We start from the raw sequence: 12,703 nt of genomic DNA on the forward strand, positions 1-12,703 counted from the left end.
CGGGCCACGTTCCGATGCGCGCCCGCACGCCTACCCATGCGATATTTCCTGCTCGGCTGGCTGCTCGCCGCCATCGTATCGACCGCCCACGCGGCCGCCCCTGCCCCGGCCGCCGCATCGGCCGCCTCCGGCGCCGTGCCCACGCTGACGCCGCAGCAGGCGCAGCAGGCCCTCTCCGTCCTGCAAAACCCGCGCGAGCGCGAGCAGGTCGAAACGACGTTGCGCGCGATCGCGGCCGTCGGCGTGCTGAGCACGCCCGCGCTTGCGGCGAGCGCCGCGGCGCCGGCCAGCGCGGCATCGGCTGGCGCCGCTGCGGCCGCACTCACGACGAACGGGCTCGCGTCGATGCTCGTCCGGCAGGGATCGCGCTGGGCCGGTGAAATCGGCGGCGCGCTGAACGAATCGCTGCGCTCGCTGCTCGACGTCGGCTCGGTCGGCAACTGGTGGCACGAGCGGCTCGTACGCGCCGACCAACGTACCGATCTCACGCGCGCGATCTTGATCATCCTCGCCGTGCTCGTGCCCGCGCTCGCCGTCGAATGGTTCGCGAAGCGGCTGCTGCGGCGCGCGCTGGCCGCGCTGAGCGCGCGCCGCACCGAATCGGCGGGCCGGGCCGACACCGATGCCGATGCCGATGCCGATACCGATGCACCTGAACCCGAACCGCCCGGTCCCGGCGATCCCGCTTCGACGCCGGAACCGGCCGCCTCCGCTGCCCGCGTCGACGGCACCGACACGCCCGATACGTCGTCGCAAGGCCGCGGCCACGCGCGGCGCCACACCACGCTGCTGCGCCGGATGCCGCGCGCGCTGGTCAGCCTCGCACTGCGGGTGGTACCGCTGCTGGTATTCGTCGGCATCGCGAGCCTGACGATGTCGGTCCTCGACGGCGCCGGCACGCCGACCCAAACAGCGCTCGAATCGCTGATCGACATCTACGTGATCTGCCGCCTCGTGACGATCGTCAGCCGGCTGTTCTTCCAGCCCGACGCGCGGCAGCTGCGGCTGCTGCACATCAGCGACGCATGGGCCGCGTTCGCGCAGCGCTCGATCGCGCGGATCGTGATGGTCGTCGGCGCCAGCACGGCCGCGGTCGAGATCGCCGCGAGCTTCGGCCTCAGCGACGCCGGTCACGTCGCGCTGCTGAAGGCGGTCGCGCTCGTCGGCCACTTGATGATCTCGGCGCTGATCCTCCGGTGCCGCCAGCCGGTCGCCGCGCGTATCCGCGCGGCCGGCGAAGACCGGCCGGCCTTCGCGATGGTCGGCAACGCGCTCGCCGACGCGTGGGCGCCCGTGTCCGTGTTCGTCGTGATGGCGTTGTGGTTCGTGTGGGCGCTCGACGTCCACAACGGCTACCGCGTGCTGATCACGCTCGGCGGCCGCTCGATCGCCGTGATGATCGGCATGCGGATCGTATCGATCGTCGTGTTCGGCGCGCTCGCGCGGGTGTTCCAGCGCCGCGACGACGACCGCACGCTCGTCCACCTGCACGCGTACCGCTACTACCCGCTGGTGCGCCAGGTCGTGTCGGCGGCGATCGCCGTCGTGACCGTCGTGCTGCTGCTGCAGACCTGGGGCGTGCCGATCTTCCACGCGTTCGCGACCGGCACGATCGGCCATCGGCTCGCGTCGGCGCTGATCACGATCGCGATTGCAGCCGTCGTCGCGCTGATCGTCTGGGAAGCCGCGAACATCGCGATCGAGCGCCGCCTGCAGCAATGGACACGCGAAGGCAACCTCGTGCGCGCGGCGCGGTTGCGCACGCTGCTGCCGATGCTGCGTTCGCTGCTGTTCATCATGATCGCGCTCGTCGTCGTGCTGACCGGCCTCAGCGAAATCGGCGTGAACATCGGTCCGCTGCTCGCCGGCGCCAGCATCTTCGGCGTCGCGCTCGGCTTCGGCTCGCAGAAGCTCGTGCAGGACTTCATCACCGGGATCTTCCTGCTGATGGAGAACGCGATGCAGGTGGGCGACTGGGTCACGCTCGCCGGCGTATCGGGCACGGTCGAATATCTGTCGATCCGCACCGTGCGGCTGCGCGCGGGCGACGGATCGCTGTACACGATCCCGTTCAGCTCGGTGACGACCGTCAACAATACGAATCGCGGGCTCGGCAATGCGGCCGTCAAGGTCAGCATCGCCTATGGCCAGGACATCGATCGCGCGATCGCGACGCTGAAGGAGATCGGCGCCGCGTTGCGCGACGATCCGGATTACAAGGACGGCATCCTGTCGGACTTCAGCTACTGGGGCATCGACCAGGTCGACGGCGCGACGATCGCGCTGACAGGACAGATCCAGTGCAAGGACTCGTCACGCTGGGGCGTGCAGCGCGAATTCAATCGGCGGATCGCGGTGCTGTTCCGCGAACGCGGAATCCGGATCGCGAATCCGCAGCGCAGCCTCGTCGCGTATGACGAAGGCTCACGGCCCGTCGCGCCCGAGAACGATGAGAACAGCGACCACGCCGCAGGCACGCCGGCCGCCGAACCGCCGCCGCCCGTTGCGCCGGAGCGCAAGCCGGACTGATCGTACGGATGCCGCTGGCGCGACCACCGCGGGTCGCGCCGTGCGGGCGCCATCGAACGACGGATAGCCGCGCTCAACGTGCGGCGGTTTTCTTCGCGCGCCGAACGCGCTTCGCTGCGTTCGCCGGCGTGGCCGGCTTCGCGCCGGCATCCCGCTCGCCGCCCGCTGCACCGCCCTGCGCATAACGGGCTGACAACCCGCTCCGATATCGCGTGGACGGGCCGCCTCGCAAGGTGTCGAACGACGAACCGGACGCGACAGCGCGTGCAGCCGCATCGATTCGTCCGACGAAGTCACCTCGCGCCGCCCTGCCCCATTCCCCCGCCTTGCCGGTTCTTTCGCCGTCTCCATCGAATCTCCATCTTCCCGCATAAAAGACGCCAACCAAGCGCCGCACACTCCAGCCCGTCAAAGCAGGCAGTGGGCTGCCTGCGCTTCCTGGAGTCGCTATGAAGAATCAACAACGATGCCGCTACGGCGCCGCCAGTGCGCTGACGGTGGCCCTGCTGGCGGGTTGCGGACCCGCAGAGCAGCAGGCAGCCGCGCCGGCCACGCCGGTCGCGGCGATGACGCTGGCCGCCGCACGCCTCGACGTGACCGAGGATCTGCCGGGCCGCGTCGCGGCCGTGCGGGTCGCCGAAATCCGGCCGCAGGTCAGCGGCATCGTGCAACGCCGGCTGTTCGAGCAAGGCACCGAAGTGCGCGCCGGCCAGTCGCTGTTCCAGATCAATCCCGCGCCGTTCAAGGCCGACATGGACACGGCCGCCGCGTCGCTGCAACGCGCGCAGGCCGCGCTGGAACGCGCGAAGGTGCAGACGGCGCGCTTCAAGCCGCTCGTCGAGGGCGACGCGATCAGCCGCCAGGTGTACGACGACGCCGTGTCGCAACGCGACCAGGCCGCCGCCGACGTCGCGCAGGCCCGCGCGACGCTTGCGCGCCGCCAGCTCGACCTGAAATTCGCGACCGTGGAAGCGCCGATCGCCGGCCGCATCGACCAGGCGCTCGTGACCGAAGGCGCGCTGGTGTCGAGCGGCGATAGCCAGCCGATGGCGCTCATCCAGCAGATCGACCAGGTCTACGTGGACGTGCGCCAGCCGGCCGCGTCGCTCGACGCGCTACGCGGCGCGCTCGCGGCACAGCCGCGGGCGGCGGACAGCAACGGCCTGCCGGTCGACGTGCTGCGCGACGACGACACGCGCTACGACGCGCGGGGCCGCATGCTGTTCTCCGGCGTCAACGTCGACCCCGGCACCGGTGACGTGCTGCTGCGCGTGCTGGTCGACAACCCGAAGCGCCAGTTGCTGCCGGGCATGTACGTGCGCGCCCGCATTCCGCGCGCGCACTACGCGGACGCGGTGACGGTGCCGCAGCAGGCCGTCGTGCGCGCCGGCGGCAAGCCGCAGGTGTGGGTGCTCGACGCGAAGGGCGCCGCGCATCTGAAGGCCGTCGAAGTCGGCGAGCTGACGAACCGCAGCTATCGCATCAAGTCGGGCCTGCAGGCCGGCCAGAAGATCGTCGTCGAAGGGATGGAGCGCCTGGTCGACGGCGCGCCTGTCGCCGCGGCCGACTGGAAGTCGCCTGACGCGGCCGTCACCGCGTCCGCGCGCTGAGTCGGGAGGAGTCACGAGTCATGGCTGAATTCTTTATCCGCCGCCCGGTCTTTGCGTGGGTGATCGCCCTCTTCATCATCCTGATGGGGCTGATCGCGATCCCCCAGCTGCCGGTCGCGCGCTACCCGTCGGTCGCGCCGCCGTCCGTCACGATCACCGCGAACTACCCGGGCGCCACGCCGCAGACGATGAACGACGGCGTGCTGAGCCTCATCGAGCGCGAGCTGTCCGGCGTCAAGAACCTGCTGTACTTCGAATCGTCGGCCGATACGTCCGGCGCCGCGCAGATCACCGTGACGTTCAAGCCCGGCACCGATCCGGAACTGGCGCAGGTCGACGTGCAGAACAAGATCAAGTCGATCGAACCGCGCCTGCCCGCGGCCGTGCGCCAGAACGGGCTGATCGTCGAATCCGCGTCGTCCGGCTTCCTGATGCTGATCGGCCTGCGCTCCGACAACGGCCGCGTCGACGAAGGTGCGCTCGCCGACTACATGACGCGCAGCGTTTCCGAGGAGCTGCGGCGAGTCGACGGCGTCGGGCGCGTCCTGCAGTTCGGCTCCGAACGCGCGATGCGCGTCTGGGTCGATCCGCAGAAGCTGATCAACTTCGGCCTGTCGATGAGCGACCTGACGAGCGCGATCGGCCAGCAGAACGTGCAGATCGCGCCGGGCAGCCTCGGCGCGCTGCCCGCGCTGCCGGGCCAGCGCGTGACCGTGCCGCTCACCGCGCAAGGCCAGCTCACGACGCCGGAAGCGTTCGCGAAGGTCGTACTGCGCGCGAACGCGGACGGCTCGAAGGTCGTGCTCGGCGACGTCGCGCGCGTCGAGCTCGGCTCGCAGAACTACCTGTTCGTGAGCCGCGAGAACAACCAGCCGGCCACCCTCGCCGGCATACAGCTCGCACCGGGCGCCAATGCCGTGAAGACCGCCGAGGCGATCCGTGCGCGCATGGCCGAACTGAGCAAGTCGATGCCGTCCGGCATGTCCTACTCGATCCCGCTCGACACGTCGCCGTTCGTGAAGATCTCGATCGAGAAGGTGCTGGCGACGCTGCTCGAGGCGATGGTGCTCGTGTTCCTCGTGATGTACCTGTTCCTGCAGAACGTGCGCTATACGCTGATCCCGGCCATCGTCGCGCCGGTCGCGATGCTCGGCACGTTCGCGGTCATGCTGCTGACGGGCTTCTCGATCAACGTGCTGACGATGTTCGGCATGGTGCTCGCGATCGGCATCATCGTCGACGATGCGATCGTCGTCGTCGAGAACGTCGAGCGCCTGATGGCCGAAGAAGGGCTGTCGCCGAAGGACGCGACGTCGAAGGCCATGAAGGAAATCACCGGCGCGATCATCGGCATCACGCTGGTGCTGACCGCCGTGTTCCTGCCAATGGCGATGGCGAGCGGTTCGGTCGGCGTGATCTACCAGCAGTTCACGCTGTCGATGGCCGTGTCGATCCTGTTCTCCGCGCTGCTCGCGCTGACGCTCACGCCAGCCCTGTGCGCGACCATGCTCAAGCCGCTCGAACCGGGTCACCACGAGAAGCGCGGCTTCTTCGGCTGGTTCAACCGCCGCTTCGAACACCTGACGAACTGGTACGAGACGCGCGTCGGCCGCCTGGTCGGCCGCACGGGCCGCGTGATGCTGGTGTTCATCGCGATCTCGGGCGCACTGGTGCTCGGCTTCCGCAGCCTGCCGTCGTCGTTCCTGCCGGACGAGGACCAGGGCTACTTCATCACCAGCTTTCTGCTGCCCGCAGACGCTACCGCCGAGCGTACGCATGACGTGGTCAAGACGCTGGAGAAGCATCTTGCTGCGCGTCCGGCAATCCAGTCGAGCATTTCCGTGATCGGCTACGGCTTCTCGGGGCAAGGTCCGAACGCGGCGATCAACTGGTCCGTGATGAAGGACTGGAAGTACGGCGGCGGCTCGTCGACCGTGGAGGAAGGCATGCTCGCGCAGCAAGCGATGGCCGGTGTGACCGAAGGCACGGTGATGAGCCTGCTGCCGCCGGCGATCGACGAACTCGGCAACAGCTCGGGCTTCTCGATGCGCCTGGAAGACCGCGCCAATCAGGGCGCCGCGGCGCTCAAGGCGGCTGAAGTCAAGCTGCTCGAACTTGCCGCGCAAAGCAAGATCGTGACCGGCGTGTACCCGGACAGTCTGCCGGCCGGCACGAGTGTCCGGCTCGAGATCGACCGCGCGAAAGCGGAGGCGCTCGGCGTGTCGTTCACGACGCTCAGCGACACGCTGTCGACCGCGATGGGCTCGACCTACGTGAACGACTTCCCGAACGCGGGACGCATGCAGCAGGTGATCATCCAGGCCGACGCGTCGGCGCGCATGCAGCTCGACAACGTGATGAAGCTGTACGTGCGCAACGCGGCCGGCGGCATGGTGCCGCTGTCCGAAGTGGTTCGCCCCGTGTGGACCGAGACGCCGCTGCAGATGGTGCGCTTCAAGGGCTACCCGTCCGCGCGGATCTCGGGCGCTGCCGCCCCGGGCCAGTCGAGCGGCGCAGCCATGGCCGAGATGGAACGTCTCGCGGCGCAACTGCCACCGGGCTTCGCGGTCGAGTGGACCGGCCAGTCGCTGCAGGAACGCCAGTCGGCGTCGCAGGCGCCGATGCTGATGGTGCTGTCGATGATCGTCGTGTTCCTGGTGCTCGCCGCGCTGTACGAAAGCTGGTCGATCCCGCTGTCGGTGATGCTGGTGGTGCCGCTCGGCCTGCTCGGCGCGATCGGCGCGGTGCTGCTGCGCGGCTTGCCGAACGACGTGTTCTTCAAGGTCGGGATGATCACGGTGATCGGCCTGTCCGCGAAGAACGCGATCCTGATCGTCGAATTCGCGAAGCAGCTGCGCGAGGAAGGCAAGGGATTGATCGAGGCGGCCGTCGAAGCGTCGAAGCTGCGCCTGCGCCCGATCCTGATGACGTCGCTCGCGTTCGGCCTCGGCGTGGTGCCGCTGATGATCGCGACCGGCGCGAGCGCCGAAACGCAGCACGCGATCGGCACCGGCGTATTCGGCGGCATGGTGACCGCCACGGTGCTGGCGATTTTCTTCGTCCCGGTGTTCTTCGTGTTCGTGATGAGCATCCAGGAACGCATCGGAGCATGGCGCGCCGCGCGCCGCAAGCCCGACGCGCTGCATATCGAACAACAAGGTTGATGCCATGCGATTGCTTATTCTTTCCGCTGCGGTGTGCGCCGCCCTCGCGCTGTCCGCCTGCTCGCTGACGCCGGCGCTGGTGAAACCCGCGCTGCCGGTGCCGACCGCCTATACGGCCGCCGCTGCCGCCGACCTGCACGCGAACGTGGCCGATCTCGGCTGGCGCACGATGTTCGGCGATCGGCGCCTGCAGCGCCTGATCGAGGTTGCGCTGCGCAACAACCGCGACCTGCGGCTGGCCGCGCTGAACGTCGAGGCCGCCGAAGCGCAGTACGGCATCCAGCGCTCGGCGCGCCTGCCGTCGATCGACGCCGGCGCCAGCTTCACGCGCCAGCGCACCGCGGCCGACCCGCAGTCGAATCCGCCGCTGCTCGAATCGACGCAGAACCGGTACGGCGTCGACCTCGGCATCAGCGCGTTCGAGATCGACCTGTTCGGCCGCGTCAAGTCGCTGTCAGACGCGGCGTTCGCGCGCTACCTCGCGACCGATCACGGCCGCCGCGCGGTGCAGATCGCGCTCGTCGGCGCCGTGGCGGACGCGTACTTCGCGGAGCGCCTCGCGCAGGAGCAGCGCACACTCGCCGAGCGCACCCTCGGCGACTGGCAGCAGTCGCTCGATCTCGCGCGCCGCCTGAAGGAAGCGCACCAGGCGAGCGGCGTCGACATCGCGCAGGCCGAAGGCCAGGTCGCGAACGCGACCGCCGACCTCGAAGCGCGCACGCGTGCCGTCGAGCAGGCGCGCAACGCGCTGCGCCTGCTGCTCGGCAGCGAGCCGCCGAAGGACCTGCCGGACCCGCTGCCGCTCGAACAGCAGCCGGTCATGACGCAACTGCCGGCCGGCCTGCCGTCGGCGTTGCTGTTCCGCCGGCCGGACATCCAGCAGGCCGAGCAGAACCTCGTCGCGGCCAATGCCGACATCGGCGCGGCGCGCGCCGCGTTCTTTCCGCGGCTGTCGCTCACGTCGTCGATCGGCTTCCTGAGCCCCGCGATGGGCAGCCTGTTCGCCGGCGGCCAGAACGTGTGGAGCTTTGCGCCGCAGGTCACCGTCCCGATTTTTCAGGGCGGCCGGCTGCGCTCGGAACTGCGTCTCGCGGAAGTGCGCAAGTCCAGCGCCGTCGCCGAATACGAGCGCTCGATCCAGACCGCGTTCCGCGAAGTCGCCGACGGCATCGCCGGACGCGAGACCTTCGGCCGGCAGATCGAAGCGCAGACGCGCGTGGTCGCATCGGCCGAGCGCCGCACCGACCTGTCGAACCTGCGCTACCGCGCGGGCGTCGAGGGGCGGCTGGAGCTGCTCGATTCGCAGCGCCAGCTGTACGCGGCGCGGCAGGCCTTGCTCGACCTGCGCCGCAGCGAACTGTCCAATGCCGTCGCGCTCTACAAGGCGCTCGGCGGCGGGCTGACGGATACCGACGTCGCGCCGTCGACCAACGTGGCGCAGCAACGATGAGCGCGCTGATCCTGATTGCGGAGGACGAACCCGACATCTCGGACATCCTCGACGCCTACCTGACGCACGACGGCTATCGCACCTACCGCGTCGGCAACGGGCAGGCCGTGCTCGACGTGCAGCCGCACCTGGTACCCGACCTGATCCTGCTCGACGTCAAGCTGCCGGGCCGCAACGGCTGGGACGTGCTGACCGAACTGCGACGGCGCTGTACGACACCGGTCGTCGTCGTCACCGCGTTCGACCGGGACATCGACAGGCGGCAGGCGCTGGACGCCGGCGCTAACGACTACATCGTGAAGCCGTTCGACCCGGCCGAGGTGGTCGCACGCCTGCGCGCGATCCTGCGTCGCGCGCGCACGCCGTCGGCCGTGCACGTGCTGCGGGTCGGCGACCTGGAGATCGACACCGACAGCTATCTCGTCCGCGTGCGCACGGAATCCGTCGAGGTGCCGGTGTCGCTCACGCTCACCGAATTCCGGCTGCTTGCGCACATGGCACGTGCGCCGAGCCGCGTGTTCACGCGCGGCGAACTGCTCGATGCCTGCATGGCCGACGAGAGCGCGATGGAACGCACGATCGACAGCCACCTCAGCCGGCTGCGCAGGAAGCTCGAACAGGCCGGCGCGCGCGGCATGCCCGACGTGATGCGCGGGGTCGGTTACCGGTTGCGGGGCATGCCGTGAACCGGCCGGCGACGCCGAGCCGGCAAATCGGGCGGGCGATCGTGCTGCTCGCGATCGTCGCCGTGCTGGCGGCCGGCGCCGCCGTGTCGATCAGCGACGCGTTGCGCCATCCGGCCGGACCATCACGCGACGCGATGCACCACGACGCATTCACGTACCCGGTGCTCGCGGCGCTGCTGCTGGCCGGGCTGCTGGCGGCGGCCGCCGACCTGTGCCGGCTGATTCGCCAAGCGCTCGAAGCGCTCGACTCGGCCGCGCACGCTGCCGGCCGGATCGTCGCCGACGATCTTTCGGTGCGCGCGGTTTACCGCGACGGTTGCCCGAGCGCCATGTCGCAATTCATCGAGGACTTCAATGCCATGACCGTTCGTCTCAAGCACGCAACTGCCTACGAAACGACCTCGCCCGCCGATGCGGACCGCATCGTGCGCGCCCCGCTTGCGGAACTCGAAGCGCGGCTCGACGAGATCAAGACACTTGCGTCGGCAAGCGGCGACGCGCCGGACGAACGCCTGCTGCACTGTGTCGACGGCCTGTTCCGGCTCGTCGACGACCTGCAGGCCGTCGAGCGGCACGACACGCCGAAGCTCGAGCTTCGGCGACGGGAGCGCCGTTGAAGTTTCCGTGCGAATGGCAGACCGGATTGCGTTACGCATTCGCCGGCGAGCGCCCTGCGCGACGCGTGACCGGAGCAGCCGGCGTCTGCGGCTCGAATGTTTCCTCCACAACCATTCGCTCATTACGAATGGAATCGTCAATTATCCGGCGCGCCGATCCGCCATTACATCCGATAGCGTCTTTGAAAATTACAAAATACCCCGCAACTTTTCAAAATCATTTCAGCTTATTCAATTTAATTTTGTTTCATATAATCAGAAAAAGTTTGACACCGAACTTTCGTTCTTGATACCGTCCGATTCAAGCAATCTGACGAATTGCCCACCACGCAATCGATTCCGCTCGACGCATTGCGCTTGCGCCGCACCGAAGTTCTCGCCGCCGACCGCCTCTTCTTCCGTTGGCGCATGCAACATCCCGATGCATTTCATTGGGCAGCTGCCGTCCGGCAGCAGGCCGAAGGATCGAACCGAATGAGCAGGACACCAAAACTGTTGCTCTAGTCATCCCGCCTGCATCAAGCCCGCTGGCGCGGCCGCCCTGCATCGCGGCGCAGCGCCTCCATTGCCGAGCATTCCAGCATTTCGCCCCCGGAGGATCACCACCCTTGCGGATCGGGCGAAAGGCCCCGTCGCGTCCGCGCCATCCACGCGAGCGCGGCGGATATCGGCGGCGCACGATCCGCGCCGCTGTCGACCGTTGTTGTTCGTGCCGTTCGAGGTTCAACCGGAGGGGTAATTCAACATGAATCAGGTTGCAGACAAGAAACAAAAGCACATCCGCATCGTCAAGCTCGCCTTCGCCGCCGCGGCAGCCGCTTCGTTCGGCATGGCGACCGTCCATGCCGCACCCGCCGCCGGCTGGACGGAAACGCGCACCAAGGGCTTCCTGCCGCTCGTCCAGCAAGGTGAAAGCAGCAGTACCGCCGGCGCGCCGGCGGCCAGCACCGCCGCCGCTGCCGCGGCTGCCACCGAGATGGCGCCCGGCGAATCGGTCGACATCGTGCTCGGGCTGAACCTGCGCAACGAAGCGCAACTCGACCAGTACCTGCACGACCTGCATACGCCCGGCTCGCCGCACTACAAGCAGTTCCTCACGCCGGCGCAGTTCGCCGCGCAGTACGCGCCGACCGACCGGCAGGTCGCCTCCGTCGTCGCGCACCTGCGCCAGGCCGGCTTCGTCAACATCATGGTCGCGCCGAACCGCCTGCTCGTGTCCGCCTCCGGCTCCGCGGCAACGGTCAAGTCGGCGTTCCGCACGACGCTCAAGCGCTTCACGCGCAACGGCCGCAGCGTCTACGCGAACACCGATGCCGCGCAGGTGCCGAACGCGATCGGCGGCATCGTCGGCGCGGTGCTGGGCCTGCAGAACGTCGAGCTCATGCACACCGGCGCGGGCAGCAAGCCGCAAGGCAACACCAGCAACCTGACGATCCCCGCGGGCGCGTCCGCGGTACCGCACAACCCGACGGAATTCTCGCCGCTCTACGGCGGCGACGGCACGCCGACGGCCTCGCAGACCACGGTCGGCATCATCGCCGAAGGCGATCTGTCGCAGACCGTCAGCGACCTCAACACGTTCGCCGCGAACAACGGTCTCGGCACGATCAGCAGCAGCGTCGTGCAGACGGGTCCGTCAGGCAGTTCGTACACCGATACATCCGGCACCGTCGAATGGAACCTCGACAGCCAGTCGATCGTCGGCGCCGCCGGCGGCAGCGTGAAGCAGGTCGTGTTCTACGTGGCGCCGTCGATGACGCTCACGGCGATCACCGCCGCGTACAACAAGGCGGTAAGCGACAACGTCGCGAAAGTCATCAACGTGTCGCTCGGCGTATGCGAATCGTCCTCGTACAGCACCGGCTCGCAAGCGACCGACGACACGATCTTCAAGCAGGCCGTCGCGCAGGGGCAGACCTTCTCCGTATCGGCCGGCGACCACGGCGCGTACGAATGCGCGAGCGGCACGCCGTCGCGCTCGACCTACACCGTGAGCGAGCCCGCGACGTCGCCGTACGTGATCGCGGTGGGCGGCACAACGCTGTTCACCAACACGTCGACCAATGCGTACAACAGCGAAATCGTATGGAACGATCCGGGCTGGCAACCGGGCACCGTGTGGTCGACGGGCGGCGGCTACAGCAAGTACGAAGCCGCGCCGGCGTGGCAATCGTCGAGCCTCACCGGGTCGACCAAGCGCGCGCTGCCGGACGTCGGCTTCGACGCTGACCTGCGCACCGGTGCGATCCTCGTGGTGAACGGCCAGACGTCCGACACGCTGTGGGGTTCGGGCTACCTGAACAACGAAGGCGGCACGAGCCTCGCCGCGCCGATCTTCACCGGCATCTGGGCGCGGCTGCAATCGGCGAACAACAACGCGCTCGGCTTCCCGGCGTCGAGCATCTACAAGTACTTCCCGAGCAATGCGGCGCTGCTGCACGACGTGACGTCCGGCAACAACGGCAGCGGTACATACGGCTACAAGGCGAAGGCCGGCTGGGACGCGACGACGGGCTTCGGCAGCGTGAACATCTCGAAGCTGAACGCGTTCATCCAGGGCACGTCGGATTTCGCGCGCTGATCGTGCGATGAGCCGTGCGGTTCCGGGTGCGGGTCGTTTTGCGCGCCCGGAACCGTGTTCGCGGCA

8 protein-coding genes are annotated in these 12,703 nt (G+C 68.4%); all 8 read left to right on the forward strand.

The annotated features are described in order from the left end of the window. The first annotated feature begins 36 nt into the window (after positions 1–36). Positions 37–2,529 (forward strand): mechanosensitive ion channel domain-containing protein, encoded by a 2,493-nt coding sequence (locus tag U4Y91_RS27025; RefSeq protein ID WP_321807659.1) that lies wholly within the window; start codon positions 37–39, stop codon positions 2,527–2,529. Between the two features lie 449 nt (positions 2,530–2,978). After that, entirely contained in the window at positions 2,979–4,139 is a 1,161-nt protein-coding gene (locus U4Y91_RS27030) for an efflux RND transporter periplasmic adaptor subunit (protein WP_321807660.1), read from the forward strand. Between the two features lie 20 nt (positions 4,140–4,159). Beyond that, the gene (locus U4Y91_RS27035; protein ID WP_321807661.1) at positions 4,160–7,303 is read left to right on the forward strand and encodes a multidrug efflux RND transporter permease subunit; all 3,144 of its coding nucleotides are present in this window, start codon (positions 4,160–4,162) and stop codon (positions 7,301–7,303) included. 4 nt (positions 7,304–7,307) lie between these two features. After that, entirely contained in the window at positions 7,308–8,753 is a 1,446-nt protein-coding gene (locus U4Y91_RS27040) for an efflux transporter outer membrane subunit (RefSeq protein ID WP_321807662.1), read from the forward strand. Continuing rightward, positions 8,750–9,439, forward strand: coding sequence for a response regulator (locus tag U4Y91_RS27045; RefSeq protein ID WP_321807663.1), 690 nt, complete (start codon positions 8,750–8,752; stop codon positions 9,437–9,439). Before U4Y91_RS27040 ends, U4Y91_RS27045 begins: the two co-directional genes overlap by 4 nt. Then, complete coding sequence (locus tag U4Y91_RS27050; protein ID WP_321807664.1) at positions 9,436–10,056, forward strand: histidine kinase; 621 nt, start codon at positions 9,436–9,438, stop codon at positions 10,054–10,056. Before U4Y91_RS27045 ends, U4Y91_RS27050 begins: the two co-directional genes overlap by 4 nt. Before the next feature lie 318 nt (positions 10,057–10,374). Then, positions 10,375–10,560, forward strand: coding sequence for a hypothetical protein (locus U4Y91_RS27055; protein WP_321807665.1), 186 nt, complete (start codon positions 10,375–10,377; stop codon positions 10,558–10,560). 241 nt (positions 10,561–10,801) lie between these two features. After that, entirely contained in the window at positions 10,802–12,637 is a 1,836-nt protein-coding gene (locus U4Y91_RS27060; protein WP_321807666.1) for a S53 family peptidase, read from the forward strand. The last annotated feature ends 66 nt before the right edge of the window (positions 12,638–12,703 follow it).

This window comes from Burkholderia sp. BCC1993 (assembly GCF_905339865.1).
Classification (GTDB): Bacteria; Pseudomonadota; Gammaproteobacteria; order Burkholderiales; family Burkholderiaceae; genus Burkholderia.